The sequence below is a fragment of the Candidatus Pseudomonas phytovorans genome, assembly GCA_029202525.1.
In the GTDB taxonomy this organism is placed as follows: Bacteria; Pseudomonadota; Gammaproteobacteria; order Pseudomonadales; family Pseudomonadaceae; genus Aquipseudomonas; species Aquipseudomonas phytovorans.
This window is the reverse complement of record CP119325.1, coordinates 5,242,632-5,269,165: the sequence shown is the minus strand read 5'-3', so window position 1 is coordinate 5,269,165 and position 26,534 is coordinate 5,242,632. Positions and strand designations below refer to the sequence as shown.

The following is a 26,534-nucleotide window of genomic DNA, read 5'->3' as shown; positions in this document are numbered from 1 at the left end:
AAGGCTCAGCCTCAATGGTGCTGGCGGCGCTCAAAAGCTTGTCGATGGATGATCCATGAACCGCTGCGGCAGGCTTGCTGCCGCGCGGTCAAAGGTCCTGGCCGTTAATTCGGCTGTAGGGTCATCCTTATCGAATCAGCTCGATTTCACGGGTAATGATTGAATGCTTGGCGGTCTGTTTTTCAACACGCACACGCGCAGCAGCGGATATCTTGCGGAACAGTTCCGGTGACTCGATCACTCGCGCGATGCCGTCAGCCATTCCCTGGGCGTCATCGCCGGCGGCAAGAATCCCACACTCGTCATCGACAAACTCCGGGATCGCTGTAACAGCGTTTGTCACAGCGATAAGGCCGGAAGCCATTGCCTCGTCTCGGGATACCCCTTGGGCGTCCATACGTGTAGGGCAGAGGAACAGGCCGTACTGTTTGTGCAGCGCAGCAATCTCTTGATGCTTGAGGAAGCCGCGTTCAATCGTTACGTTGCTGAATTTGCGCAACGGGGCGAGGGTGTCTTCGAACAGCACGCCATCACCGATCATGCGGAACTCAAGGTCCTTGAAGTACGGCTTCTGCGCCAGCAGCTCGATCGCCCGGACACTGAGGTCGTTAGCGTACTTGGCTGATGCATAAGGGCGGATGGACAGCAGTTTCAGACGCTGTTCTTCCGGCTTTTCCTGGTACGAAAAGGTTTCCGTATCAATCGGGTTGTGGATGATCTCGTAGCGGTCTTCCGGAATGCGGAAGCCTACATCTTCCATCACTTCTTCGGCGAAGTAGCGCGATACGAAGACCAGCTTCAGGTTGGCTGGCATGTTGCTCAACGTCTCGCGCCAGAACGCCATGCGCTTTTCGCTCTCGACTTTCGCCACTGCCAGCTGGCTTTCATCCGAGTAGTTGTACTCGCGACGCCACCAAGGCTGTACTTCTGCACCGTGCACCCAGACTACTACCTTGACCATGTGAGTGAAGCGCTTAAGCACTTCCCACATTTCCGGGTCCAGGAAGTGCACCAGCACGCTCTTGTACTGGCCGCTTTCCAGCATCTTGGTCAGGGTGGTCTGGCAGCCGGTGACCACGTCCACGTTCTGGAACTCGTGATAGCTGACAGCCTCGTTCTTGCGCAGGCGGAAGATGTCGACATTCAGGTTCTGTTCCTGATAGGCCATCACTCGGCTGTGAACAAAGCCGTTGCGATACAAGTCGGCATAAGCAGGGTAGTGGTTGGTAACCACCAGATGCTTCGAGCGGCCCAGCATCTCCGAAGGTTGCAGGTCGCGGTGGCCCAGCACCAGCGCCTTGATCTCGGTATTGCCAGCTGCGTAGGCACGCAGGCCGAAGCGCACGAAGGCGGCTTCAGGCGGTACCTCGGAGGTTTGGTTGCGGTTGGCGTGTTGCATCACGTGGCTGATCCGCTGCTTTTCAGCATCGAGGAACAGCACCACCAGTTGCAGGTTCAGGCCAGGCGTGCAGTCGAGGTACAGCTTCAACTGTCGGTCTTCGAGGTTCAGCTGATCCAGGCCGACTTCCTTGAGGGCGTACACATACTCATGCTTGCCATCTGCCAGCGTGGAACTGATGCGCCAGTTGTCTACATCCACTGCCAAGTTAAGGGACTTGCTGTGCTTGGCGCCGAACATGTCGGCCAGCTCGCGTCCCGTGATCTCCGGTGAGTCGTGGCTGTCTTCCAGTGGTGCAATGGCCTGGGCACGCGCTTGAAGCTGGTCGATGGTCATGCCGAGGTTCAGCTCAAGGTCGTCCACCTTGGCGCTGATAGCTTCGTGTTGTGCGGCGCCGTTCTCGCAATAGTTGAACGGATCGATCGCCAGGCCCTGATCGTGGGTGTACTGCAGCGATGGCAGGCTCTTCAACCAGCTGCGCAGCGGCTGGCCGGCAACGATTTCGGTGGCCACCAGAGAGCGACGTGCGCTCAGCGAATGAGCCGGGCGATACGCCAGCTCATTCGACTGCAGCTGCGCGTCTTGCCCATTGCCGGTGAAGTGGGCTGATTTACCAATAACCTGCGCCTGGCTGTAGCGGGTAGCCAGTGCGAGGTCCAGCAGGTAGTTAGGGCCGTAGTAGTCACCCGGTACAAATCCGGCAACCCAAGGCGTATTACCCACGAGTTCGCCAAGGCTGGATTTTTTCAGTTGGGCAGGTTTGAGCACCAGAATGCGTGGATCGTCGCTGACGATGCTGCTCTGGTAAGCATCAGTGATAATCACCATGCGGACCTGGCTGTAGGTCTGGCGGTCGAGGTGGGCGCGCAGCATGTCGAACTGCTGACGATCCTGCGCTTCGGCAACGACCACGATTTCCGGCAGGCGCTGAGCCTTGACGGTGCCAGTGACTTTGCTCAGCACGTATTCCAGACGCTGGGTGTAAGTGTGCTCTTGCATGACTTTACGCAGTGCGGCGAGCTTCAGCTTGTCACTGTTGAGCGGGTCTTCGGCCAGCAACTGCAGGCGGCGCAGCATTTCTTCGCCGTTGTCGGTGGTGACCACCAGGTCGCCGAACAGCAGGCGCACACCGCGGGAGAAGTTGCTGACGGTAATGGTGTTGCAACCCAGCAGTTCGAATACGCGACGGGCGAACATCGATTGCGATTGCTTGATCGAGTTCAGGTTGATCGCGTAGCGGTAGCCCTTGTACGCCGTGTCGATTTTTTCGAAGGGCAGGGTGCCCACGATGTACGGCTGGTATTCCTCGGGGAACTGGTAGTTCGCGTCGTTCTTGCCGAAGTTGCGGTCGAAGATTTCCAGCGGGCGGAATTTCGGCAGTTCGCACACGAAGTTGCCCAGGTCGCGGGTACGCTCCGGGTAGCGGGCATAGTATGCGCCGGCGAAGCAGAAGGCGTCCTTGCGCTCGTACAACTCGATCGGGTTGTGCAGCGCTGGCTGGCAAGCGAACGGTAGCAGGTAGACGCGTTCGTGGCCGAGTGCACCTTTGTAGCGGTGAATGCAGTCGATGTCGGTGGTGAACACGTGATCGAACTGCTTGGCAGTGGTCAGGAAGGTCTCGAAGTGAACCGGGTCTTCCTTGTTCCAGAATACGGTTGGCACCTTGTTCTGGCGGCACCAGTTCAGGATGTCTTGCAACTCCTGGCTGTTGTGGCCAACCTTACTGCCCCACAGTTCATCCTTGCCGCGCCAGGCGGATTCGATGAACAGCAGTTCGGGGCGGAAGCCCTCCAGTTCAGCTTTCCAGTTGGCGGGTGTGAGCTGCATCAGGTCACATTCGTAACGATACGAGCCGAAGGTGAACTCATCCATCACGCACGCCATTCTCAGGCGGCTTACCGGTTGGTCGGCTTGGCGCAGCAGGGTAGAGCGGCTCTGTTCACTGGTAGGCAGAGCTTCTGGCAGCTTAAGGTAGTTCTCATCCTGCACGACTGGTGCGGGAGGCAGCAGAGCCTTCATCGGCTCATTGGTGATGCGCTTTTGTTCATTTTGCTGGCGTTGCAGGTTGGCTTTGCGATACAGGCGCAGCAGGCGTACAGGCAGCCTGACCAAACCACCCAGCGAGTTAGCACTGTTTTTGATCTGGTAGCCCAGCTGATAGGTCATGCTGGTGCGCGTCTTGACCAGACGTTGTTCCGCCAGATGGCGCTGCGTATTCGCACGCTCCAGATTGGCATTAAGCTCGTCGATCTTGCGCTGCTGCGCTGCGCTGCGATCCAGCAACTGATTGAGGTTGGCCTTGAGCTGAGGGATCTGCTCAGTGCTGACGGTGCGGTATTTTAAATTCGCCGCACCTAAGCCTGCTTTCGAGGAGTTGAGTTCGTTCTCCAGCTGCATGCGCAGGCCTTGCCACTGTTCATTGGTGGCTGCCAGGCTGGCTTCTGCAGCCTGGCGGCTAGCGGTTTCGAGCATCAGCTGTTCGACCAGTGCGTCCTTGGCCTGATTGAGCGAGGCGATCGCCTCAGCTTGTCCTGCCTGCGCTTCATGCGCTTGGGCGTTGGCCTGGGTCAGTGCATGCACTTGCTCTTCAAAGCCGTTCCGCAGTTCCACCAGGGTATGGATAGTGTTTGCTTGGGCAGCATGCTCGCGCTCGCCACGTGCTTGGGTTTCGCTCACTTCCAGCAACTGGTTTTCCAGCTCAGACTGGCGGTTTTGCAGAGCAGTTACTGTTTCCGTCTGGGCCGCGTACGCCTGCTTCATCGCTTGGCGCTGATTACCCAGGTCGGCTTCCAGTTCAGCTTGACGTGCTTTCAACAGGGCAATGGTTTCGGCCTGTGCAGCGTCGGCCCGCTGGGTTTGGGCCTGCAATTCGTTCATATACTCCAACTCGCTTTCAAGTTCGGCTTCCAGTTCCGCTTGGCGCTTGTGTAGCGTGGCGATGCATTCGTCTTTCTCGGCAATGTCCCGACTGCTCTCGGTTTGCAGGATGCTCAATGCCTGTTTCTGATTCTCCAGCGCGTTCTCCATCGTCGTTTGGAGTTCGCGCAGGCTTGCAATTGTGTCGAGGTAATCCGTATTCACCTCGAGCGTCTTGTCTCGCGACTCGACGGTCTCAGCAATCTGCGTATCCAGCTCGTTGATACTGGATTGCAGTGCTGAGATGGTTTCGAGGCGGATTGCATCGGCCTGCTCGGCTTGTTCGCGTAGTGCAATCATTGCCTGTGTGAGGCCTTCCAGTTCAGCTTCCAAAGCTGACTGGTGCGCGCGCAGGGTGGTGATGGTTTCTACGTGGTCTGTATTAACTTGGTCTGCTTGAGTCTGCTGTTCAGTCTGGCGCTCAAGTGCGGCTTGCAGCTCCGCCTGTTGTGCTTGCAGGGTTGTAATGGTGCGTTCATGCGCGGCGTTTGCCTGATCCGCTATGGATTGGTTTTCGGCTGACGCCTGCTGCTGGTTTTCCAGTGCAGCTTGAAGGGCTGCCTGCTGGGCGCGCAGCGCCGTGATGGTGTCTACATGGCCTGCGTTTATTTGCTCAGCCTGTGACTGAAGATCAGCTGCCGCTTGCCGCTGGTTCTCCAGCTTGGCTTGCAGAGCGGCTTGCTGCGCACGCAGCGTAGTGATTGTCTCTACGTGGCCATCGTTGATCTGCTGGGCCTGGGCAAGCTGCTCAGTCAATGTTTCAAGCTGGCTTTCCAGCTCGTTACGCTGTTTTTCAATGCCGGTTACAGCTTCATTCAGTGCAGTGTTGTCAGACTGGCCTTTGACTTGAAGCGCGGTCATCTCCCGAAGCTGGCTTTCCAGCGCGTCGTGTTGAGCCTGTAGCGCTGCAATCCTGGCCGTTTCGCTGGCTGCCAGCTCTTCAGCAACTGCACGTTGCTGGTCGGTCGTCAGCAATTGCTCTTCGAGGACGAGCAAGGATTGTTGCAGAGCGTCCAGCTCTTGAGCCCGTTGGCCTTGAGCTTCTTCAAGCGCTGCAATCTGCTGTTGCAGTTGCGCATACTGTTCGGCAGTGACGAGGCATTTTTCATCAGCCTCAACCAGTTGCAGCTTGAGCGAATCCAACGCGTCATTCAGTTCATGAATATTGCGAGCACTAGCTTCAAGGGCCTCTCGATTAGCTTGCTCGGTAGCGGCGATATGCGCATCGCGATCTTGAAGCTGGCGAGTCAGGGCCTCGGCTTTCTGGGCTTCGGGTTTCAGCAGGGAAAGCTGTTCAGTGGCCAGGCGGTACTTTCTGTTGGCGTCATCCAGGCGCTCCTTGATCTCCTCAAGTTCTTGCACCCGCTTTGCCTTGGCGTCGAGTATTTCGCGGTTGGCCTGCTGCAGCGTCGCAATATCTGCATCGCGCGTTTGCAGTTGCTTTGCCAGCGCATCGGTTTTTTGTGCTTCTGGCTTGAGCTGGGCAATCTGCTCGGTAGCACTCCGATACTTCTTGTTGGCGTCTGCCAAGCGAGCGCCGATCGAACCGAGGTTCTCGCGCAGGGTACGCTCAATCGACTCAAACGCCTTTTCCAGCTCCCGCACACGCTCAACAGTCAGCGAGTCGATGGTCCCCGGCTTATGCGCCTCGTTCTTGACCGCCACAATGCCCAGCCACTTGCCCAGCATCTTCACTTCGACGATCTGCAAGTACTCGGCCAGCAGCCGGAACGGTTCCATCAGGTAGAACGTATGCTTGTGGTCAATAAAATCATTGACCCCGAACGGTACGGTGATCACCAGCCGGCCGCCCTGCTTGAGCAGTTCATTGGCCTTTTCCACGAACAGCTCCGGACGTACCAGGTGTTCGAGCACTTCGCTGATGACAACGGTGTCCGGTTCAACCTCGAGCGTATCCAGCGCGAGGAAGTCTGAATTGATGTACGTGACGTTCTGCTGGATGTGGGCAGGTTCGGCAGACAGGTAACCCTTGGCCTCTTCAATGGCCTGCGGGCTGGTGTCCACGCCGGTAACCTGGCAACCCTCACGCGCCAGCAGCAGGGGCACGATGCCCTGCGAGCAGCCAACATCCAGAATCCGGCGCCCTTTGACCTGGGCGCAGATCCAGTGGATGCGGGCCTGCGTCTCCCGCATGAACTGATCCCCCAGCTTGCCGTAATAGGCTTCCATCACGCGGTCATGAATATCGGCCAAAGGTGAAGGCAGCTCTGTGTTCACGGTAGGTTTCTCAAGCGTGGGGTTGTTCATGCGGTTTGGTCCATCAGCCCTGGGTTACGCCAGCGGCGTCGATCACGAAGGCAGCATCGCGTACGTTGAAGGTTTCGCGGAACTCGCGGTGCTTCACCAGCAGTACGTGAATGTCGGCGCTGTCCTGGGCGTAGATGAAGTCCACGTGCTCGTGGCGCGCCAGGCGCTGTGGCAGGGCTTCGATGTTCGGCTCGACCAGTTGCAGGGTGGCTTCCAGCTCGTTGCCCAGGCGCTCGGCAATGCTCAGGGCCGGGCTTTCGCGCAGGTCGTCGATGTCGGCCTTGAAGGCCAGGCCGTAGCAGGCGATTTTCACTTGGTGGGCCGACTTGCCTGGGTTCTTGATCAGGAAGTTGGCCAGGGCCATCTTGACCTTGTCGATCACCCACTCAGGCTTGCTGTCGTTGACCACACGGGCGGTGCGGATCAGGCGGGCCTGCTCTGGGGTCTGGCTGACGATGAACCATGGATCGACGGCGATGCAGTGGCCGCCTACACCCGGGCCTGGCTGCAGAATGTTCACGCGCGGGTGGTGGTTGGCCAGGCGAATCAGCTCCCACACGTCGATGTCCAGCTTGTCGCAGATGATCGACAGCTCGTTGGCGAAGGCAATGTTCACGTCGCGGAAGCTGTTTTCGGTCAGCTTGCACATTTCGGCAGTACGGGCGTTGGTGATGATGCACTCGCCTTCAACGAAGGTGCGGTACAGGCGTACGGCCGCTTCCGAGCACTTCTTGGTCATGCCGCCGATGATGCGATCGTTTTCCACCAGCTCGCGCAGCACGTGGCCTGGCAGTACGCGCTCAGGGCAGTGGGCGATACGGACGTCGGAGTCTTCACCGTGGGTCTGCGGGAAGCTCAGGTCTGGGCGGGCTTGTGCCAGCCAGAACGCCATCTGCTCGGTAGCGCCAACCGGGGAGGTGGATTCCAGGATGACCAGGTCACCCTTTTTCAGCACCGGCGCGATGGCCTTGCTGGCGGACTCGATGTAGCTCAGGTCCGGCTGGTGATCGTCCATGAACGGGGTCGGCACGGCGATCAGGAAGGCATCAGCCGCTTCCGGCACGGTGGAGGCGCGCAGGTAGCCTTCGGTCACGGCAGCGTGTACCACCATGTCCAGCTCAGGCTCGACGATGTGGATTTCGCCACGGTTGATGGTGTCGACCGCGTGCTGGTTAACATCGATACCGATCACTTGCTTCTTGCGGGCGGCGAAAACGGCGGCGGTTGGCAGGCCGATATAGCCCAGGCCTACGACGGAAATCTTGTTGAAGCTCATGCTGCATCCTTGGAGTTGGAAAATGCGGAGAGTGCGTCGAGGATTCGCGCGCACGCTTTTCCATCGCCGTAGGGGTTGTGGGCGACGCTCATCTCGCGGTAGGTCGCTTCGTCGGTGAGCAGTTTTGCCAGGTTTTCGGTGATCGATGCCACGTCGGTGCCGACCAGCTTGACGGTACCGGCGGCCACGGCTTCCGGGCGCTCGGTGGTGTCACGCATGACCAGTACCGGCTTGCCCAGGGCAGGCGCTTCTTCCTGAATGCCGCCGGAGTCGGTCAGGATCAGGTATGAGCGGGTCATCAGGTAAACGAACGGTAGGTAATCCAGCGGTTCGATCAGGTGAATGTTGTTGACGTCGGCCAGCAGGCGGTTCACCGGTTCACGCACGTTCGGGTTGAGGTGTACCGGGTAGACGATGTCCACGTCAGGGAATTGACGCGCGGTTTGCACCAAGGCCTGGCAGATGCGCTCGAAGCCGTCACCGAAGTTTTCGCGGCGGTGGCCGGTTACCAGCACCATGCGGCGCTCCGGGTTCAGGAAGCTGAACTGGGCTTCGAACTGGTTTTTCAAGGCCGGGCTTTCCAGCTTGCGGACGACTTCCAGCAGCGCATCGATCACCGTGTTGCCGGTGGTGTAGATGGTCGCGGCGTCAGTGCCTTCACGCAGCAGGTTGTCCTGCGAGGTGGAGGTTGGCGCGAAGTGCAGGGCGGCCAGGGCGCCGGTCAGGCGGCGGTTGCCTTCTTCCGGCCACGGCGAGTACAGGTTGCCGGTGCGCAGGCCTGCTTCCACGTGGGCGATCGGAATCTGCTGATAGTAGGCGGCCAGGCTGGTGGCCAGGGTTGTTGCGGTGTCGCCGTGCACCAGCACCACGTCGGGCTTGAACTCGGCCAGCACAGGTTTCAGACCCTGCAGGATGGCAGTGGTCACGTCGGTCAGGTCCTGGCCGGGCTTCATGATGTTCAAGTCGTAGTCGGGCGTGATCTCGAACAGCTCCAGTACCTGGTCAAGCATCTGGCGGTGCTGGCCAGTGACGCAGACGCGCGACTCGAAGCGGTCGTCCTGGGCGAGGTTGAGGGCCAAAGGCGCCATTTTGATGGCTTCTGGGCGGGTGCCAAATACGGTGAGGGTCTTGAGGGACACGGCGACGGTCTTCTGTATGAGAGTGAAGGCGGTTGGAACTGGCGCTAACGGTGAGGATCTCGGGTGTTGCTCAGGTCGGCCGGGGGTGGCCTGCAGGCTCGGCACGATGGAAATCGGGCAGGGCCAGTGGGGGAGGTGAAAAAAAATTCATTCTGCTCGGATCCTTCAAGCGAAGCGGCTGTCCTAAGTCCGCAAATTTATCATTTCGTCATCAATATGACATCCCGTCTGGCACGTTTTTTTCCCCTGATAGTAGGAAATCGCCTACAATTATCGATTAATTGGATCCTATTTTTGTTGGAACAATCAATAAAAACGATTGTTTGATGTTATTCAGACATCATGCCAACGAAGTCAATATCACTAAGGTATACGACGAACGGGTGGGGGCCTTGTCCGGCAAGGCTTGTAGGAAAAACAACATCATTTGGTCTGAATGAAACCCAGGTTAAACGGGAATTTACCTGGCGGCGATTTGCTATCGCTTTTTTTTCATGAAGTTATCTTGAAACATGGCGGAACGCCATCATTTTTGTGTGGCCAAAGTTGCTTTTTTTACTGTTGGATTCGGTAACGATTAAACCGGCCGGGTAGTTGTTTGCGAAATGGCAGAACCGCTAGGGTTTGTTGCGCGGCCGAAGGAAAACGGTTGCTGGAAAACGACCAACCCAAGGAGTGTTCACCCATGCGTAACAACGTTCTGTCGTACCTGCTGCTGCCTCTGTTCGCCAGCCTGTCTTTCTCCCTTAGCGCGGCACCTGCCAGCGCCACGGCAGTGCCCGAGCCGGTGCCTGTAGTGGCCCAGGCGCAGGCGCAGCAGGCGCCACGGCTGGACCTGAACAAGACGGATGCGCTGACCCTGCAAAAGGAGCTGAACGGGATAGGGAAGGCCAAGGCCGAGGCCATCGTGGCCTACCGCGAGGCCAATGGGCCGTTTGCTTCGGTAGATGAGTTGCTGGAGATCAAGGGTATCGGGAACGCGTTGCTGGAGCGCAACCGGGACAAGGTGATGGTGGAGTAAGCGAGGTAGCATAAGGCCGCGGCTGCAGGGACCGCTTTCACTGTCGAAGGGGCGGTTTATGTGGCGGCGGCTTTATGTATAAAGAGTAAAAGTAGGGGAGGTAAAAAAACCTGTAAAACAATGGGTTAACACCAGTTTTTTGTAAGCGTCAAAAAGCCGCCTGAAAAATTGGCGTTTATACCTTTTGCTTAAACCTTTTAGCGGTCTTGCGCATCCTTGGCATCCGCCTCGGCATTGCGTTCATGCACCTTGCGCAGTTGCTCGTCGGTCAGTGGCAGTTTTTTTGCCGTATCACGCAGCATCATCAGCCCACCGACGATGGAGCCAAGGGCTATGATGAGGATCAGCCAGGCATACCAGGGCATTGTCGTTCTCCTTGTGCGGGTGGGGGCAGTGCTTGTATGAAATTTGAGCAGTAACCCATTCTGTTGGTTCAATTATAGAAGCCAGCCGCCGCTGGGCCAATTCCGTGCCCCTCGGGCCCCAAAGCTGGCGTCACTTCATTTATACTGCGCGCCGTTTTCGACTTGCCAAGAGACCCTGCCCATGTCCGCCTGCCAGACGCCCCTGATCGTCGCCCTGGATTTCCCTACCCGTGAGGCCGCCCTGAAGCTGGCTGACCAGCTAGACCCTGCGCTGTGCCGGGTGAAGGTTGGCAAGGAGCTGTTCACCAGCAGCGCTGCGGGCATCGTCGAAACCCTGTGCGACAAGGGCTTCGAAGTGTTCCTGGACCTCAAGTTCCACGACATCCCCAACACCACGGCCATGGCAGTAAAAGCTGCTGCCGAGATGGGTGTGTGGATGGTGAACGTGCATTGCTCCGGTGGCCTGCGCATGATGGCCGCCTGCCGTGAAGAGCTGGCCAAGCGCAGCGGCCCGCAGCCATTGCTGATTGGCGTGACCGTGCTGACCAGCATGGAGCGCGAAGACCTGGCCGGCATCGGCCTGGATGTCGACCCGCAAGAGCAGGTGCTGCGCCTGGCAGCGCTGGCGCAGAAGGCGGGCATGGACGGTTTGGTGTGCTCGGCGCTGGAGGCCACGGCGTTGAAGGCAGCGCACCCGTCGCTGCAACTGGTGACCCCGGGTATTCGCCCGGCGGGCAGTGCGCAGGACGACCAGCGCCGTATCCTCACCCCGCGCCAGGCACTGGATGCCGGTTCGGACTACCTGGTGATCGGCCGGCCGATCAGCCAGGCCGCAGACCCGGCGCAGGCGCTGGCTGCGGTGGTGGCGGAGATTCGTGGGTAACTAGCCCAGCGATAGTGAAAAAGGCCAGCACCACCGTGCTGGCCTTTTTATTTCCGCCTGCTTGGCACAGCAGAGTGCAACATTTGGAGCTTACAGGATGGCCTTTGGAGTCGCAGTCAGATCACGGCGCGCACAGGCTTCAACAGCCTGACCAGGTAGATCGGTATCAATGTCAGTAGAAACACAGCCAGCGCCAGCGACGGTATCAACCACACCAGCGAGTGGCCCTCGATCAGCGGGCCATAGAAGACACTGGCCCTGTTCATGATGAACACGTGTAGGCAGTACAGGCCCAACGTGCAACCAGACAGCTCGGCCAGCAGCTTGCTGTGCCGTACCAGTCGTCCACCCAGCGCAAGCAGCAGGCGGAAGGCGCAGATGGCAGCAAGTACCACCAAGGGAGAAACGTAGGAATAGAAAACCTGGCTGGGTTCGCCTTGTTGCATGGACATAGTGTGCGTGGCGGCTGCGGTCAGGGCGCCGGTAAGGGCGAAGCCGCCAAGGTTTGCCCATATGTTGCCCGGGCCGTGCAGCCTTATCTGTTCGTAAATATAAGCCCCCAGGAACGCATAACCCGCAAACCCCATGAAGGCAAACAACTCATAGGTGTGGACCATGTTGGCCAGTGCAGGGTTGAACTGTGCGGCGGTAGGCAGCAGACAGCTGATTACCAGCCACACCCCCAGAAACACTCGCTTTTCTTGCAGCCCGCTGTGTTGGTAGACCTTGGCCATGAACGGCATGAATAGGTAGATGCCGATGATGGCGTACAGGTACCAGAGGTGGTAATAGACGGGGCCTTGAAGGATGGCCACTGTTGCTTGCCACAAGCTGCCATGCCCGGCGCCCATGGAGGCGCGCCACAGCGCATAGAACGCAGACCAGAACAGCAGCGGCGGCAGTATGCGCAAGAAGCGCTTCTGGTAGAACGTGACGGCACTCTCGGTTCGGTTCAACAACAGGGCGCCGGACAGCATCAGGAACAGAGGGACGCAAGACCTGACCAAGGAGTTGTAGATGTTGGAGGACATCCAGTTGTCATCCAGTTGCATCGCCCCGGCTGATGCGATGTGAAGGAGTACCACCATGAAGCAGGCGGCGATCCTGCAAAAGTCAAGTCCGGCATTCAAGCGTTGCTGCATCGGTTGCCCACCTTGTCGCTACCTTGCGTAATAGGTGTTTGTCGATGCCTGAATGTACGGTGAGAGGGTAAAACTGCAAGCGGCGAAAGCGCCAAAATAAAGGCTGCCGCCCGATTTCAAGGCTTGCGCCGCCCATCAGGGGACGGCGCAGACGTACAGGGGTCAGACCTTCAACACCAACTTGCCAAAGTTCTCCCCACTGAACAGCTTCAGCAGTGTCTCAGGGAACGTCTCCAGCCCCTCCACCACATCCTCCTTGCTCTTCACCTGCCCACTGGCCAGCCACCCGGCAATCTCCAGCGCGGCCTTGCCGTAGTCCTTGGCATGGTCCATCACCACAAACCCTTCCATGCGCGCACGGTTCACCAGCAGCGCCAGGTAGTTGGCCGGGCCTTTCACCGCTTCCTTGTTGTTGTACTGGCTGATCGCGCCGCAAATCACTATGCGCGCCTTGAAGTTGATACGGGTCAGCACGGCATCAAGGATGTCGCCGCCGACGTTGTCGAAGTACACATCCACGCCTTTGGGGCATTCGCGCTTCAGGCCGGCCAGCACGTCTTCGGCCTTGTAGTCGATCACCCCGTCAAAGCCCAGTTCATCCTTCAGGTACTGGCACTTCTCGGCGCCGCCGGCAATGCCGACCACGCGGCAGCCTTTGACCTTGGCAATCTGCCCGACAATGCTGCCCACCGCACCGGCCGCGCCGGAGATGACCACGGTTTCGCCGGCCTTCGGCTGGCCGACCTCCAGCAGGGCGAAGTAGGCGGTCATGCCGGTCATGCCCAGCGCCGACAGGTAGCGGGGCAGGGGCGCCAGGTCGGGGTCGATCTTGTGCAGGCCCTGGGCCTCGCCGGTGAAGTAGTCCTGTACGCCAAGGGCGCCGCTGACATGGTCGCCCTTCTTGAAGTCAGAGTGATTGGAGGCAACCACTTCGCCCACGCCCAGCGCGCGCATCACCTGGCCCAGGGCAACGGGTGGGATGTAGGACTTGCCTTCGTTCATCCAGCCGCGCATGGCCGGGTCCAGCGACAGGTACAGGTTGCGCACCAGCACCTGGCCTTCGCCGGGTTGTTCGGCGGGCACGCTTTCGAAGGTGAAGTCATCACGGCGCACGGCGCCGACCGGGCGTTTGGCGAGCAGGAAGCGGCGATTGGTCTGGGTCATGACGGGTCCTTGTAGGCAGTGGAAGATGACAGGCGTTCAATCTACCTTGTTGATGTAGGCAGGTCCTTAACATCACTGACAAGCATGGTAGCCCAACCGTCGGTGTGATGATGCTGCCTGGCCAGGCGGTGGCTGACTATGCTCTGAACCCACTACCCCTTCAGGAGCACGCAATGAGCATGACTTTTTCCGGCCAGGTAGCGCTGGTCACCGGCGGTGCTGCCGGCATAGGCCGGGCAACGGCCCTGGCGTTCGCCCGTGAGGGCCTGAAAGTGGTAGTGGCCGACCTCGATCCGCTTGGCGGTGAGGCCACCGTGGCGCTGATCCGCGCGGCGGGCGGCGAAGCGCTGTTCATTGCCTGCGACGTAAGCCGCGACGCCGATGTACGCCAGTTGCATGAGCGCCTGATCGCCGCGTACGGCCGGCTGGACTACGCCTACAACAACGCTGGCATCGAGATAGAGCAACACCGCCTGGCCGAAGGCAGCGAGGCAGAATTCGACGCGATCATGGGTGTGAACGTGAAGGGCGTGTGGCTGTGCATGAAGTACCAGTTGCCCTTGTTATTGGCCCAAGGCGGTGGGGTGATCGTCAATACCGCTTCGGTGGCGGGGCTGGGGGCGGCGCCGAAGATGAGTATCTACAGCGCCTCCAAGCACGCGGTGATCGGGCTGACCAAGTCGGCGGCCATCGAATACGCCAAGAAGGGCATCCGCGTGAATGCCGTGTGCCCGGCGGTGATCGACACTGACATGTTCCGCCGCGCCTATGAGGCTGACCCGCGCAAGGCCGAGTTCGCCGCCGCCATGCACCCGGTGGGGCGCATTGGCAAGGTCGAGGAAATTGCCAGCGCGGTGTTGTACCTGTGCAGCGATGGTGCGGCGTTTACCACCGGGCATTGCCTGACAGTGGATGGTGGGGCTACTGCGATCTGAAAGTGGTCGCGTCAGGGCTTGCAGGTGATCGCCTTTGCATTTTCAGCGTTTATAAGATCGAGCGCCGCCCGCGCGGCGCATCGCGAGCTGCGCTCGCTCCCACGTTGTTTCGGGCCAATTATTTCTGGGGGATTTGCGCGCGAACGCCTTGGTGCATGACGCGATATTGCGTTGTACAAACAAGGCGGTCGCGCGCGCCTGTCACAGGCGTTACTGGCCCGAAATAAACGTGGGAGCGAGCGCAGCTCGCGATGCGCCGCGCGGGCGGCGCTCGATCTACCAGGCGTTGCAAGTACGGCGACAAGCACCTGTCATCTCTTCCCGACACACAGCACGACCTCTACCAACCTGATAACGACACGCTCATAGCTATTTGACACTATTCTGACGCCAAGCCCTTGTTCATCGGCGGGCAACGTTGCCACCCTTGGCCTTCGGCATAACCTCGCACGCAGAAGGGGAATGGGCATGGGCGCGAGCAATCACAGTGTGCTGGCCAACCTGGGCATGGCCCGCAAACTCGGCCTGGGCTTTGCCCTGGTGCTGCTGTTGACCTTGGCGGTGGCGGCCATCGGCATCGCTGCACTGCACAGTGTTGGCCAGCGCTTCGACAGTTTGCGCCAGCTGGCGCAGTTCAATACCGACCTGCTGCGCTTGCGCCAGCACGAGCAGGCGTTTGCCCTGCGCTCCGACATGCAGCAGGCCGAGGCCTTGAACAGCGGCTTACAGGGGTTGGTCGAGCGCGCCCGTGCGCTGCCGGCGCTGGCGGCAGTCGAAGCCGATCTGACGGCCTACGGCAAGGCATTCGAGGCATTCGTGGCAGTGGTGCAGGCGAAGGAGCTGGCGCTGGACACGGCCAGTTGGTCGGTGTCCAGTGTGGCCAACAACCTCGACGTGATCCAGGCTGGCTTGGCTGACGACGGTGTTTACACCCTCAAGCAGTCCCAGGGCCAACAGGGCAGCGAGTTCCTTGAGCAGGCTGCGCAGGTGGCACAGGTATCGCGCCTGATGCTGCAGGCCATGGACGAAGCGCGGGTACGCCTGGAACAAAGCCGCAAGGGCGAGGAGGGTGTAAGCCAGGAACGCATCGCCCAAACGGTCGAGGCCGCCAGCCTGGTCAGCCAGCTGCAGACCGCGGTGGGCGATGCCGGTTACCAGAGTGTACTCGGTGAAGTGGCGGGGCACATTGGCAGCTTCTCGGAAAAACTCAACGAATACACCGACCAGCTGACCCGCGAGCAGGGGCTGAAGGCGCAGTTGCAGGCCAGCGCCGAGCAGGTGACGGGCCGGGTCGACCAGGCATACCTCGGCGAAGAGCAGGCCCTGCAAGGCGAACTGCAGCGCAACGCTGTGGCCATTGCCCTTGCCACTGGCCTGGCGCTGCTGGTGGGCGCACTGGCCGCCTGGCTGATCACGCGCGCCGTGGTCGGCCCGCTCAGGCACGTGATTGCCCGCGCCCGGCGCATTGCCGCTGGCGAGCTGGGCTTTGACGCCCAGACGCCGCGTGGTGACGAGGTGGGCCAGTTGATGCAGGCCATGCAACAGATGGCGGCGGGCCTTTCGGGCATTGTCAGTGGCTTGCAGCAAGGCATCGAACAACTGGCTGGCAATGCCCAGGCGCTATCGGCAGTCACCGAGCAGACCAACCGTGAGGTGGGCAGCCAGAAGGAGGAAACCGAGCAGGTGGCCACTGCCATGCAGCAGATGACGGCCACCGTGCACGATGTGGCGCGCAATGCCGAGGAAGCGGCGCAGGCAGCCCAGGCTGCGGACGATAAGGTCGAGTCGGGGCAACAGGTGGTGCGTCAGAGTATGCAGCGCATCGAGCAGTTGGCGGCGGCGGCGGAAACGGCCAGCGCTGGTATCGACAGCCTGAGTGCCGAAATCCACACCATCGGTGGCGTGCTGGAAGTGATCAAGAGTGTGGCCGAGCAGACCAATCTGCTGGCGCTGAACGCCGCCATCGAGGCCGCTCGCGCTGGCGAGCAGGGGCGTGGTTTTGCCGTGGTGGCCGACGAGGTGCGTGCTTTGGCCCGGCGTACCCGGCAGTCTACCGAGCAGATCGAAGCACTGGTTGCCAGCCTGCGCGGCAACGCCCAGCAGTCGGTGGCGCAGATTCGTGGTAGTACCGAACTGGTACGCTTGGCGGTGGCTGATACGCTGCAGACCGAGAGCGCACTGGGCAGCATTGCGGCTGCGGTTTCATTGATCCAGCAGATGAACCAGCAGATTGCCGCAGCGGCTGAGCAACAGAGCTCGGTGGCGGAAGAGATCAGTCGCAGTGTCACGCAGATTCGCGGCAGCGCGGATCAGGCGGCGCTGGCGATGCAGGACAATGCCCGGTCCAGTGTGGAGCTGGCGCGGTTGGGCACTGACCTGAAGGGGATGGTGGGGCATTTCAGGCTTTAGATGCCTGGCTCGGATTTTTCGTTGGGTTTGAGATCGAGCGCCGCCCGCGCGGCGCATCGCGGGGCAAGCCCGCTCCCACATTTGTTGCAACGTGCCGACCCTGTAACGCCATGGTTGGCTGCCTTGGTACATGTCTTGAGACAGGTGGAGCGGCTTCAATGCCCGCCTCGAAATCCAGTCATGCCAACAAGGCTGATAACCATGGCCTCACAGACATGGCCACGTTGCAACAAATGTGGGAGCGGGCTTGCCCCGCGAAGCGCCGCGCGGGCGGCGCTCGATCTCAGCGGCAACACCGACCTGCCGTCATACCCTGCGCGGGTTAAGAATCAACAAGGCCAACACCCCCGCCACAATCCCCCAGAACGCCGAACCAATCGAGAACAAGGTCAGCCCCGAAGCCGTCACCATAAAGGTGATCACCGCCGCCTCTCGCTCACGCGCTTCGCTCATGGCCACGGTCAGCCCGTTCATGATCGAGCCAAACAGCGCCAATGCGGCAATCGACAGCACCAGCTCTTTCGGCAACGCTGCAAACAGTGCCGCCAAGGTCGCCCCGAATACCCCGGCAATGCCGTAGAAAATCCCGCACCACACCGCGGCGGTGTAGCGTTTGCTCGGGTCTTCATGGGCGTGCGGCCCGGTGCAGATCGCTGCGCTGATCGCCGCCAGGTTGACCCCGTGCGAACCGAATGGCGCCAGCAGCAGCGAAGCAAAGCCGGTGGCCGAAATCAGCGGTGAGGCCGGCACCTGGTAACCGTCGGCACGCAGCACGGCCACCCCGGGCATGTTCTGCGAAGTCATCGCCACCACAAACAGCGGAATACCAATGCTGATGGTGGCTGCCAGCGAGAAGCTCGGTGTGGTCCACACCGGTTTGGCCACTTCAAGATGGAAGCCGCTGAAGTCCAGCAGGCCCAGCGCGCCAGACAATGCCGTGCCCACCAGCAGCGCGGCCAGCACGCAGTAACGTGGCGACAGCCGCTTGACCAGCAGGTAGCTGAAGAACATACCCAGCACCAGCAAGGTGCGATGCTGCGCCGCGACGAAAATTTCGCTACCGATCTTGAACAGGATGCCCGCCAGCAGTGCCGAGGCCAGCGATGCCGGGATGCGCTTGACCAGGCGCTCGAAGCTGCCAGTAAGGCCGCAGATGAGCACCAGCGCGGCACAGGTGATGTAGGCACCAATCGCCTCGCCGTAGCTCACCCCGCCCAGGCTTGTGATCAGCAAGGCCGCGCCTGGGGTGGACCAGGCGATGGTGATCGGGGTGCGGTAGCGCAGTGACAGGCCGATGCTGCACACCGCCATGCCGATCGACAGCGCCCAGATCCATGACGAGATCTGCGCGTTGGTCAGCCCGGCCGCCTGGCCGGCCTGGAACATCAGCACCAGCGAACTGGTGTAGCCGGTGAGCATGGCGATGAAGCCGGCAACCACCGCCGATGGAGAAGTATCTGCCAGGGGCCGCAGGCGTGCGGAAGTGGCATCGGTCATGAACAAAGTCCTTGTAAAGGTGTAAGCAGTTTTTTCAGACTACAGCGAGCAAGATTGATCCTTGCCATACAGCGGCCATTGCTTTTAGCCGTACAGTCGCCAACTATTGGGCGCAAATGCGAAACTGCTTGGAAAGGGAGGGGCGATGTACAAGGTCTATGGCGATTACCAGTCGGGCAACTGCTACAAGGTCAAGCTGATGCTGAGCCTGTTGGGCCAGCCGTGCGAATGGCACCCGGTGGACATCCTCAAGGGCGAGACTGAAACGCCTGAGTTCCTGGCGATGAACCCCAACGGCAAGGTGCCGGTGCTGGCGCTGGAAGACGGCAGCTATCTGTGGGAGTCCAATGCGATTCTCAATTTCCTGGCCGATGGCAGCGAGTTCCTGCCCAGCGAGCCACGCCTGCGTACCCAGGTATTGCAATGGCAGTTTTTCGAGCAGTACAGCCATGAGCCGTACATTGCCGTGGCCCGCTTCATCCAGTTCTACCTGGGGCTGCCGGACGAGCGCCTGGAGGAGTACCGCAAGCTGCACAAGGGCGGCTACAAGGCGTTGAAGGTGATGGAGCGGCAGCTGCAGATGACGCCGTACCTGGTGGGTGAGCAGTATTCGATTGCCGATGTGGCATTGTATGCCTACACCCATGTGGCGCAGCAGGGCGGGTTCGACCTGGCGGATTACCCGGCAGTGCGGGCCTGGCTGGAGCGCGTCAGCAGCCACCCGCGGCATGTGCCGATGGTGGGCTGAAAGGTGCTCTGAACGCTTGCGCAATCCCTGTGGGAGCGGGCGTGCCCGCGAACACCGGCAGCGCCGGTGCCATCCACCGCGTCGCCTGCTTCGCGGGCTTGCCCGCTCCCACAGGGATCGGCGGCGCTACTCAGATTTTGGCAAACCGCTCATCCAGGTAAGCAATGATGGCCTTGGACTCATACATCCAGGTCACCTTGCCAGCCTCTTCAATGCGCAGGCACGGCACTTTCACCCGGCCGCCACCTTCCTGCAGGGCCTGGCGATGCACGGGGTCGTTCTTCGCATCGCGCAGCGCCACTGGCACATTCAGGCGGTGCAACGTGCGGCGGGTCTTGACGCAAAACGGGCAGGCATGGAACTGGTAGAGCGCCAGGCCCTTGGCCGCTTGCTCGACGCGGGCCTGGGCAGCGGCGTCGCGCTTGCGCTTGGCCGGGCGGCTGATCCAGTCAGCGAACACGATGAGCTGGCCGAGGCCAACCCGCAGGGCTTTGACGATCATGGGGCAACTCCTGAAATGCAAAAGCCGACCCGGCGGGGGTCGGCTTGGGGTCAGCAGCCAATCACTTGATCAGGCTGAGGAACTCGCTGCGGGTGGAGGCGTTTTCGCGGAATTCACCCAGCATCACCGAGGTGACCATGGTCGAGTTCTGCTTCTCGACACCGCGCATCATCATGCACATGTGCTTGGCCTCGACCACAACGGCCACGCCGGCGGCACCGGTTACCTGCTGCACGGCTTCGGCGATCTGCCGGCTGAGGTTTTCCTGGATCTGCAGGCGACGGGCATACATGTCGACGATGCGCGCTACCTTCGACAGGCCCAGTACCTTGCCCTTGGGCAGGTAGGCAACGTGCGCCTTGCCGATGAACGGCAGCATGTGGTGTTCGCACATCGAATACAGCTCGATGTCCCGGACCAGCACCATTTCGCTGTTGTCAGAGCTGAACAACGCGTTGTTGGTGACTTCTTCCAGGGTTTGCTCATAACCGCGGCAAAGGTACTTCATCGCCTTTGCAGCCCGCTTGGGCGTGTCGAGCAGGCCCTCACGGGAGACGTCCTCGCCAATCTGGCTAAGGATCTCGGTGTAGTTCTGTTCCAGGGACATGGATCTACCTGTGGGAAAAAATCGCAAAAACGAAGGTTACGGCGGTGAGGGCGGCGCTGCAAGCGCGGCGTTACTCGTCGCGGCCTTCGAGCATGGTTCGCTTGAGCATCACATACACCGCGCCAGTGCCACCGTGGCGGGCGCTGCACGAGGCAAAACCGAGCACCTGCGGGTGCTGGCGCAGCCAGGTGTTGACGTGGCTCTTGATCATCGGGCGCTTGCCGTCCAGGCGTGCGGCCTTGCCGTGGGTAACCCGCACGCAGCGCACTTCCAGTTTTGTGGCTTCGGCGATGAAGTCCCACAGGGTTTCGCGGGCCTTTTCCACGGTCATGCCGTGCAGGTCGAGGCTGCCCTCGAACGGGATCTGCCCCAGCTTAAGCTTGCGCAGCTGGCCTTCCTGCACGCCGTCGCGGCGCCACATCAGCTCGTCTTCGGCGCCAACGTCAATGACGAACTGGTCGGACATGCCGTCGATCACCAGGGCCTTGTCACTGCGCACGGTCGCCGCCTGGCGCAGGCCGGCCAGCTTCTGGCGGTCGGCCTTGGGCTTGCCGACTTCGGCGCGGTCGTGGCGTATTTGCTTTACGCCACGCACTTCGGCCTTGAACAGGGAAAAATCGTCGTCTTGCATGCTGCCTCCACGTGGGCGGCGTAGTTTACGCGACTGTGGGGCGGTGTGCAGCCTGTGCCGGCCTCTTCGCGGGCGCGCCCGCTCCCACAGGTACCCTGCTGCTCTCAGGCCCTTTGATATCCCTGTGGGAGCGGGCGTGCCCGCGAAAGGGCCAGTGCAGGCGATACAACACTATCAGTCGTGCTTCTTCATCAGGTGCGGCGACAGGTTCAGCTCGCGCCCGCGGCGCAGGCGAATACGGCTGCGACGCCAGAAGCGCACGCCCAGCCACAGTAGCAACAGGCCAGCGCCGGTGAGGATGCTGGACAACGGTTTGTTGGTATTGAGTTCTTGCAGGGCAGGGTAGTTGCCCAGCAGGCCAGCGACGCCGGCCATGGCCAGCAGCACGCCCAAGGTGGCCAGCAGCGCCGACAGGCCGGCCGCCAGGCGGGCGCCCCAGTTACGCGGCTGGCGCGTGCGCAGGCGCTTGGCGTCGAAACTGCCTTTAAGCTTCATTCCGCTCTCCTCTGTGGATATCCGGAATTCGACCTGCTGCCGCCCATCGGGTTCCGCCCGTCTGCCGGGCGGTAGTACCCGCCCCTCAGATCAGGCTGGCGGTGGGGGCGACGCAAGCGAAGTTGTCGGCCATCACGGCCATTTCGCACTGGTGAATCTGCGCGGCCGGGATGACGCTATCCTTGAAGGCCAGGTCGCGGGTTGCCGAGGCGTCTTCCACCAGTGTGCACCGGTAACCATAGTCCTTGGCGCGGCGCACGGTGGTGCTGACGCTGGAATGGCTCATGAAACCGCAGACAATCAGGTCAAGATGGCCTAGCGCCTGCAACGTTTCGTGCAGCTGGGTGTTCTTGAATGCGTTGGGCATGCGCTTTTCAATGACGGTTTCACCTTCCAGCGGCTCCAGCCCCGGAATGAACTGGCCGGCAGGGCCCTGTGGATCGAAGCGGCCACCGACAGTGCCGAGGTGGCGTACATGGATGATCGGACGGCCGCTTTTGCGGGCCGCGTCGAGCAACCTGGCGATGTTGGCCACGGCCTCGTCCATGCCCGACAACTGCAGGGGCCCACTGAGGTACTCCTTTTGCGCATCGATGATGATCAGGCTGGCGTGGCTCAGCTTGGCCGGCGGGTAGTCGCGGCCAGTGAGGCGGAACATCGTGGTTGGAACGGACATCAAGGGCTCCTTGGAAGGGCTTTTGTATACCTATTGTCCCCTGCCTTGACGCCAATGGGAATGGTTGACAACGCAAGCGGCATGGTTACTGGCCTGTGGCTAGCCTTTGGGTACGGCAAACGAACAAATGTGCGGGTGGGGCTGTTAGACTTTTGTCCGGTCTGAATTAGGAGTACTCCGTGATCACATCCCGTCTGCGCACGCTGCGCGACTACATCCGCTGGGCGGTCAGCCGCTTCCACGAGCATGATCTGTTCTTCGGCCACGGTGCCGACAACGCCTGGGACGAGGCCCGCCTGCTGGTGCTGGGTGCCGTGCACCTGCCGTGGGAAGTGGCTGACAGCTACCTGGACTGCATGCTTGAGGATGACGAGCGGGTACGTCTGCAGCATTTGCTCAAGCGCCGTATCGAAGAACGGGTGCCGGCCGCCTACCTGTTGGGCGAAGCGTGGTTCTGCGGCATGGCGTTCATCGTCGACGAGCGTGTGCTGGTGCCGCGCTCGCCCATTGGCCAGCTGATCGAAAAACGCTTCGAGCCGTGGCTGGCGAGCGAGCCGGCGCGCATTCTGGACCTGTGCACAGGTTCGGGCTGCATCGGTATCGTCGCGGCCGACGTGTTCCCCGAGGCCGAAGTGGTGCTGGCCGACCTGTCGTTCGAGGCCCTTGAAGTGGCCAACCAGAACATCGAGCGCCATGGCCTGGACGAGCGCGTGTACACCGTGCAAGGCGACGGTTTTGGCGGTTTGCCGGGGCAGCGTTTCGACCTGATCCTGTCCAACCCGCCGTACGTTGATGCCGAAGACTTCGACGACATGCCGGCCGAATATCACCACGAGCCCGAACTGGGCCTGGCCTGCGGCAACGACGGCCTGGACCTGGTGCGGCGCATGCTGGCCGAAGCGGCAGACCACCTGACCGACAAGGGCTTGCTGATTGTTGAAGTGGGCAACAGCCAGGTGCATGTCGAGGCGCTGTACCCTGAGGTGGACTTTGCCTGGCTGGAGTTCGAGCGGGGTGGGCATGGGGTGTTCATGCTGACGGCTGAGCAGTGCCGCCAGCACCAGGAACTGTTCAAAGCCCGGGTCTGACTCAGGGTCCTCTTCGCGGGCTTGCCCGCTCCCACAGGTACTTCACTGTCCTCAGGTCCAGTGATATTCCTGTGGGAGCGGGCAAGCCCGCGAAGCAGGCGACGCGGTGTCAGCGGGTGGCAATCCAGATCAACAACCCCGCCTGAAACACCGCAAACGCCACCAGGCAGGTAATGGTAAAGCGCAGCCCGCTGTCTTCACGGTGGTACTTGGCCACCCGCTCATCGCGCTCGCGCAGTTGCGCTTCCTTCTCCTGCAACTGCTGGTCTGCCTGCTGCAGCAGGTTGGCGGCATCCAGAATCTCCACCCGCTGCAGGCGCTCGTTGCTCCAGGCGGCCTTGAGCTGGCTCACCGTCATGTCCACGGTACGGCCCTTCAGGTGCTGGCCGTCCTCGTACACCACTTCAATACCTACCCCGCGCAAGCAGTGGTCACGGCGCAGGCGTGAGTCCTCGCTCAGGGCATCCTTGCTCGGCAGCGCCATGCCTTCCACCTGATAGTGCGGCCACTTGCGCTGTAGCCACTGCGCGGCCTGGGCGAGCATGAAGCGGCCGATGCCACGGTTCACCGGCTCCAGTTGCAGGCCATGTTCACTGCCAATGCTCACCAGGTGCTCGGCATGGTCGACGCGGATATCCAGTCGGTTTTGCTCTTTGTGCACCTTTTGCCCGGGCAGCTGGATTTCCATGCGCAGCAGGCTGTGGGCCTTGTCGTGGCGCTCGGCATAGCCGAACTGCACAAAACGCAGCGGCCGTGCGCCGGTGCTGCGGTCGGTGGGCAGCGCGGCCAGGCGCAGTAGCTGGAAGTGTTCGGTGGCAAGCTCGGCCCACGGCAGGGCAGGGCTTGGCTGGGGTTCTTCGGCCGGCTCTACGGCGGCGGGGGCGATGGTCATCGGGCTTGTCCTCGGCTATGCCTGCTGTATCGGCAGGCTTGCCACGGACCTGAGCCCGTTTCCCTTACGCCGAGGGCAAATGCTGGATGAACGTCACAATTCGCTCACCCAGTTCGCGCGCCAGTGGCAGCTCGGGGTTGAGGTAGCTGTCGCGCTGCTGGCTCATGCCCTTGGGGCTGATGCGCAGCATGTGGTTCATGCCGTCGATCAGCACCAGTTGCGCATCCGGCTTGGCGGCCTTCAGCCGTTCGGCGTCGGCCACGTCCACCTGCACGTCGTTGCGCCCCTGCACGATCAACGCGGGCATGGGCAGGCGGGCAAAGGCGGCTGCCGGGTTCTGCTGGAACAGCGAAATCAGGTAGGGCTGCACGCTGGGGCGGAACACCTGGCGCAGCGGCGCCGGCACTTCCAGGCTGGTTTGCCCGGCCTGCAGGCGGTCGAGCAGGGCACTGCCACCGGCCAGTTGCTTCGGCTGCAGGCGCTGGGCCAATTGTTCGCGCAGCACGTCGGCCAGCGGCCGCCCGCTGCCGGCCAGGGTGATCACCGCGCTGGCACCGGCCTGTTCGGCGGCCAGGCTGGCGATCAGCGCGCCTTCGCTATGGCCGATCAGGATCAGCGGTCCGAAGCGAGGGTCGGCCTTGAGCTTGTGGCTCCAGGCGACCACATCGGCCACGTAGCGCTCCACGCTGAGGTCGCGCTCATCGGGCGTGGCCGGCTGGCTGGCAGCCACTCCGCGCTTGTCGTAGCGCACGCTGGCGATGTGCTCGTTGGCCAGCAGCAGGGCCAGGCGCTTGAGGTTGTCCACCCGGCCCGACGCGGGGTTGTTGCCGTCGCGGTCGGTGGGGCCGGAGCCGGCGATGATCAGCACCACCGGCGGCGGGGTGGCCTGTTGCGGCAATAGCAGGCTGCCGTGCAGCACGCCAAGGCCTGTGTCCAGGTCGATCGGGCGTTGCAGCACAGTGGGGGCGGCGGCCTGGGCCAGGCCGGTGCACAGCAGGAAGAGGAAGGCGACGAGGCGCGACATCAGGCGGTACTACATGGGGAGATAGTGGTTTGACCCAATGTTTGTGGGAAGGTTCTCGGGGTGTGCTTGGCAGGTTTGGCCCTTTCGCGGGCTTGCCCGCTCCCACAGGATTACCACAGGCTCGAATACCGTGGGTTACCTGTGGGAGCGGGCAAGCCCGCGAAAGGGCCAGCACAGGCGATCAAAGCATCTGTATACTGCCGCTTTCGTCCATTTCAGGCAGAACTCGCGGAGCGTCCATGTCCGGCAATACCTACGGCAAGCTGTTCACTGTCACCACCGCTGGCGAAAGCCATGGCCCGGCGTTGGTCGCCATTGTCGATGGATGCCCACCGGGCCTGGAAATTTCCCTGGCCGACCTGCAGCACGACCTTGACCGGCGCAAGCCCGGCACCAGCCGGCACACCACCCAGCGCCAGGAAGCCGACGAGGTGGAAATCCTCTCCGGCGTGTTCGAAGGCCGTACCACCGGCTGCTCGATCGGCCTGCTGATCCGCAACACCGACCAGAAGTCCAAGGACTACTCGGCCATCAAGGACCTGTTCCGCCCGGCCCACGCCGACTACACCTACCACCACAAGTACGGTATCCGCGACTACCGCGGCGGTGGCCGCAGCTCGGCCCGCGAAACCGCCATGCGCGTAGCTGCCGGTGCCATCGCCAAGAAGTACCTGGCCAGCCAGGGCATCACAGTGCGCGGCTACATGAGCCAGTTGGGCCCGATCGAAATCCCGTTCAAGACCTGGGAATCGGTGGAACAGAACGCCTTCTTCAGCCCCGACCCAAGCAAGGTGCCGGAGCTGGAGGCCTACATGGACCAGCTGCGCCGTGACCAAGACTCGGTAGGTGCCAAGATCACCGTGGTCGCCGAAGGCGTCATGCCCGGCCTGGGCGAGCCGATCTTCGACCGCCTGGACGCCGAACTGGCCCACGCGCTGATGAGCATCAACGCGGTCAAGGGCGTGGAAATCGGCGCCGGCTTTGCCAGTGTCGCCCAGCGCGGCACCGAGCACCGTGACGAGCTGACCCCGGAAGGCTTCCTCAGCAACAACGCTGGCGGCATCCTGGGCGGTATTTCCTCGGGCCAGCCGATCGTTGCCCACCTGGCACTGAAGCCGACTTCCAGCATCACTACCCCGGGCCGTTCGATCGACATCGACGGCAACCCGGTGGACGTCATCACCAAAGGCCGCCACGACCCGTGCGTGGGCATCCGCGCCACGCCGATCGCCGAGGCGATGATGGCCATTGCGCTGATGGACCACCTGCTGCGCCACCGCGCGCAGAATGCAGATGTGAAAGTGAATACCCCGGTGCTGCGCCAGCTCTGATCTGCCTGCACTGGCCTCTTCGCGGGCACGCCCGCTCCCACAGGTTCATCATGGCTTTCAGAATCTGTGGGGTCCCTGTGGGAGCGGGCGTGCCCGCGAAGAGGCCAGCACAGTCCCCACAAGGCC

Annotated in this window: 21 protein-coding genes; 7 read left to right on the top strand and 14 right to left on the bottom strand. The window is 61.4% G+C overall.

Annotated features, from left to right (window positions below; all coding sequences use genetic code 11):
- Positions 1-127: 127 nt before the first annotated feature.
- Genes P0Y58_23200 through wecB form a run of 3 tightly spaced genes read right to left on the bottom strand, consistent with a single transcriptional unit; the run spans position 128 to position 8,998 of the window.
- Entirely contained in the window at positions 128-6,583 is a 6,456-nt protein-coding gene (locus P0Y58_23200) for a glycosyltransferase (protein ID WEK29766.1), read from the bottom strand.
- Positions 6,584-6,596: 13 nt separating this feature from the next.
- Positions 6,597-7,859, bottom strand: a complete 1,263-nt coding sequence (gene wecC, locus P0Y58_23195; protein WEK29765.1) for a UDP-N-acetyl-D-mannosamine dehydrogenase — start codon at positions 7,857-7,859, stop codon at positions 6,597-6,599.
- Positions 7,856-8,998: a UDP-N-acetylglucosamine 2-epimerase (non-hydrolyzing) gene (wecB, locus tag P0Y58_23190; GenBank protein ID WEK29764.1), complete on the bottom strand. Its 1,143-nt coding sequence runs from the start codon at positions 8,996-8,998 to the stop codon at positions 7,856-7,858. Before wecB ends, wecC begins: the two co-directional genes overlap by 4 nt.
- 685 nt (positions 8,999-9,683) lie before the next feature.
- Here wecB and P0Y58_23185 point away from each other — a divergent pair.
- Positions 9,684-10,019: a helix-hairpin-helix domain-containing protein gene (locus tag P0Y58_23185; GenBank protein ID WEK29763.1), complete on the top strand. Its 336-nt coding sequence runs from the start codon at positions 9,684-9,686 to the stop codon at positions 10,017-10,019.
- A gap of 197 nt (positions 10,020-10,216) precedes the next feature.
- On the opposite strand, the gene P0Y58_23180 is transcribed toward P0Y58_23185, so the two are convergent.
- Complete coding sequence (locus P0Y58_23180) at positions 10,217-10,384, bottom strand: DUF2897 family protein (GenBank protein ID WEK29762.1); 168 nt, start codon at positions 10,382-10,384, stop codon at positions 10,217-10,219.
- Between the two features lie 181 nt (positions 10,385-10,565).
- On the opposite strand from P0Y58_23180, the gene pyrF reads away from it, so the two are divergent.
- Positions 10,566-11,267: an orotidine-5'-phosphate decarboxylase gene (gene pyrF / locus P0Y58_23175; protein ID WEK29761.1), complete on the top strand. Its 702-nt coding sequence runs from the start codon at positions 10,566-10,568 to the stop codon at positions 11,265-11,267.
- A 116-nt stretch (positions 11,268-11,383) separates the two neighbouring features.
- Here pyrF and P0Y58_23170 read toward each other — a convergent pair whose 3' ends face one another.
- Both P0Y58_23170 and P0Y58_23165 read right to left on the bottom strand, forming a co-directional pair.
- Complete coding sequence (locus tag P0Y58_23170; GenBank protein WEK29760.1) at positions 11,384-12,409, bottom strand: acyltransferase family protein; 1,026 nt, start codon at positions 12,407-12,409, stop codon at positions 11,384-11,386.
- 162 nt (positions 12,410-12,571) lie between these two features.
- Positions 12,572-13,573 carry an NADP-dependent oxidoreductase gene (locus tag P0Y58_23165; GenBank protein ID WEK29759.1) on the bottom strand — a complete coding sequence of 334 codons (1,002 nt, stop codon included), beginning with the start codon at positions 13,571-13,573 and terminating at the stop codon, positions 12,572-12,574.
- A gap of 173 nt (positions 13,574-13,746) precedes the next feature.
- Between P0Y58_23165 and P0Y58_23160 the strand changes: the two genes are divergently transcribed.
- A complete protein-coding gene (locus P0Y58_23160; GenBank protein WEK29758.1) occupies positions 13,747-14,508 on the top strand; it encodes an SDR family oxidoreductase in 762 nt (253 codons plus the stop codon).
- A 468-nt stretch (positions 14,509-14,976) separates the two neighbouring features.
- Positions 14,977-16,917 (top strand): methyl-accepting chemotaxis protein, encoded by a 1,941-nt coding sequence (locus P0Y58_23155; protein WEK29757.1) that lies wholly within the window; start codon positions 14,977-14,979, stop codon positions 16,915-16,917.
- Between the two features lie 306 nt (positions 16,918-17,223).
- Here the strand turns inward: P0Y58_23155 and P0Y58_23150 are convergent, their stop codons facing one another.
- Complete coding sequence (locus P0Y58_23150) at positions 17,224-18,414, bottom strand: benzoate/H(+) symporter BenE family transporter (GenBank protein ID WEK29756.1); 1,191 nt, start codon at positions 18,412-18,414, stop codon at positions 17,224-17,226.
- A gap of 145 nt (positions 18,415-18,559) precedes the next feature.
- On the opposite strand from P0Y58_23150, the gene P0Y58_23145 reads away from it, so the two are divergent.
- Positions 18,560-19,162, top strand: coding sequence for a glutathione S-transferase family protein (locus P0Y58_23145; protein WEK29755.1), 603 nt, complete (start codon positions 18,560-18,562; stop codon positions 19,160-19,162).
- A 130-nt stretch (positions 19,163-19,292) separates the two neighbouring features.
- Here the strand turns inward: P0Y58_23145 and P0Y58_23140 are convergent, their stop codons facing one another.
- The 5 genes from P0Y58_23140 to P0Y58_23120 all read right to left on the bottom strand — a co-directional run bounded on the left by P0Y58_23140 (position 19,293) and on the right by P0Y58_23120 (position 22,073).
- A complete protein-coding gene (locus tag P0Y58_23140; protein ID WEK29754.1) occupies positions 19,293-19,664 on the bottom strand; it encodes a glutaredoxin in 372 nt (123 codons plus the stop codon).
- 61 nt (positions 19,665-19,725) lie between these two features.
- On the bottom strand, positions 19,726-20,271 hold the full coding sequence (gene folE, locus P0Y58_23135; GenBank protein ID WEK29753.1) for a GTP cyclohydrolase I FolE: 546 nt from the start codon (positions 20,269-20,271) through the stop codon (positions 19,726-19,728).
- A gap of 70 nt (positions 20,272-20,341) precedes the next feature.
- Positions 20,342-20,902: a Smr/MutS family protein gene (locus tag P0Y58_23130; protein WEK29752.1), complete on the bottom strand. Its 561-nt coding sequence runs from the start codon at positions 20,900-20,902 to the stop codon at positions 20,342-20,344.
- Between the two features lie 174 nt (positions 20,903-21,076).
- Entirely contained in the window at positions 21,077-21,397 is a 321-nt protein-coding gene (locus tag P0Y58_23125; protein ID WEK29751.1) for a hypothetical protein, read from the bottom strand.
- Between the two features lie 85 nt (positions 21,398-21,482).
- Positions 21,483-22,073 (bottom strand): cysteine hydrolase family protein, encoded by a 591-nt coding sequence (locus tag P0Y58_23120; protein ID WEK29750.1) that lies wholly within the window; start codon positions 22,071-22,073, stop codon positions 21,483-21,485.
- A gap of 179 nt (positions 22,074-22,252) precedes the next feature.
- Between P0Y58_23120 and prmB the strand changes: the two genes are divergently transcribed.
- Positions 22,253-23,161: a 50S ribosomal protein L3 N(5)-glutamine methyltransferase gene (gene prmB / locus P0Y58_23115; protein WEK29749.1), complete on the top strand. Its 909-nt coding sequence runs from the start codon at positions 22,253-22,255 to the stop codon at positions 23,159-23,161.
- Between the two features lie 109 nt (positions 23,162-23,270).
- Here prmB and P0Y58_23110 read toward each other — a convergent pair whose 3' ends face one another.
- Together P0Y58_23110 and P0Y58_23105 are read right to left on the bottom strand one after the other, a co-directional pair.
- On the bottom strand, positions 23,271-24,053 hold the full coding sequence (locus tag P0Y58_23110; GenBank protein WEK29748.1) for a hypothetical protein: 783 nt from the start codon (positions 24,051-24,053) through the stop codon (positions 23,271-23,273).
- Between the two features lie 64 nt (positions 24,054-24,117).
- The gene (locus P0Y58_23105) at positions 24,118-25,080 is read right to left on the bottom strand and encodes an alpha/beta fold hydrolase (GenBank protein ID WEK33383.1); all 963 of its coding nucleotides are present in this window, start codon (positions 25,078-25,080) and stop codon (positions 24,118-24,120) included.
- 236 nt (positions 25,081-25,316) lie between these two features.
- On the opposite strand from P0Y58_23105, the gene aroC reads away from it, so the two are divergent.
- Positions 25,317-26,408, top strand: a complete 1,092-nt coding sequence (gene aroC / locus P0Y58_23100) for a chorismate synthase (protein ID WEK29747.1) — start codon at positions 25,317-25,319, stop codon at positions 26,406-26,408.
- Positions 26,409-26,534: the final 126 nt, after the last annotated feature.

What these genes read in the sequence shown, in the direction of transcription:
- P0Y58_23200 (WEK29766.1), bottom strand. Translation starts at nt 6,583, where the DNA reads ATGAACAACCCCACGCTTGAGAAACCTACCGTGAACACAGAGCTGCCT.
- wecC (WEK29765.1), bottom strand. Translation starts at nt 7,859, where the DNA reads ATGAGCTTCAACAAGATTTCCGTCGTAGGCCTGGGCTATATCGGCCTG.
- P0Y58_23185 (WEK29763.1), top strand. Translation starts at nt 9,684, where the DNA reads ATGCGTAACAACGTTCTGTCGTACCTGCTGCTGCCTCTGTTCGCCAGC.
- P0Y58_23180 (WEK29762.1), bottom strand. Translation starts at nt 10,384, where the DNA reads ATGCCCTGGTATGCCTGGCTGATCCTCATCATAGCCCTTGGCTCCATC.
- pyrF (WEK29761.1), top strand. Translation starts at nt 10,566, where the DNA reads ATGTCCGCCTGCCAGACGCCCCTGATCGTCGCCCTGGATTTCCCTACC.
- P0Y58_23170 (WEK29760.1), bottom strand. Translation starts at nt 12,409, where the DNA reads ATGCAGCAACGCTTGAATGCCGGACTTGACTTTTGCAGGATCGCCGCC.
- P0Y58_23165 (WEK29759.1), bottom strand. Translation starts at nt 13,573, where the DNA reads ATGACCCAGACCAATCGCCGCTTCCTGCTCGCCAAACGCCCGGTCGGC.
- P0Y58_23160 (WEK29758.1), top strand. Translation starts at nt 13,747, where the DNA reads ATGAGCATGACTTTTTCCGGCCAGGTAGCGCTGGTCACCGGCGGTGCT.
- P0Y58_23155 (WEK29757.1), top strand. Translation starts at nt 14,977, where the DNA reads ATGGGCGCGAGCAATCACAGTGTGCTGGCCAACCTGGGCATGGCCCGC.
- P0Y58_23150 (WEK29756.1), bottom strand. Translation starts at nt 18,414, where the DNA reads ATGACCGATGCCACTTCCGCACGCCTGCGGCCCCTGGCAGATACTTCT.
- P0Y58_23145 (WEK29755.1), top strand. Translation starts at nt 18,560, where the DNA reads ATGTACAAGGTCTATGGCGATTACCAGTCGGGCAACTGCTACAAGGTC.
- P0Y58_23140 (WEK29754.1), bottom strand. Translation starts at nt 19,664, where the DNA reads ATGATCGTCAAAGCCCTGCGGGTTGGCCTCGGCCAGCTCATCGTGTTC.
- folE (WEK29753.1), bottom strand. Translation starts at nt 20,271, where the DNA reads ATGTCCCTGGAACAGAACTACACCGAGATCCTTAGCCAGATTGGCGAG.
- P0Y58_23130 (WEK29752.1), bottom strand. Translation starts at nt 20,902, where the DNA reads ATGCAAGACGACGATTTTTCCCTGTTCAAGGCCGAAGTGCGTGGCGTA.
- P0Y58_23125 (WEK29751.1), bottom strand. Translation starts at nt 21,397, where the DNA reads ATGAAGCTTAAAGGCAGTTTCGACGCCAAGCGCCTGCGCACGCGCCAG.
- P0Y58_23120 (WEK29750.1), bottom strand. Translation starts at nt 22,073, where the DNA reads ATGTCCGTTCCAACCACGATGTTCCGCCTCACTGGCCGCGACTACCCG.
- P0Y58_23110 (WEK29748.1), bottom strand. Translation starts at nt 24,053, where the DNA reads ATGACCATCGCCCCCGCCGCCGTAGAGCCGGCCGAAGAACCCCAGCCA.
- aroC (WEK29747.1), top strand. Translation starts at nt 25,317, where the DNA reads ATGTCCGGCAATACCTACGGCAAGCTGTTCACTGTCACCACCGCTGGC.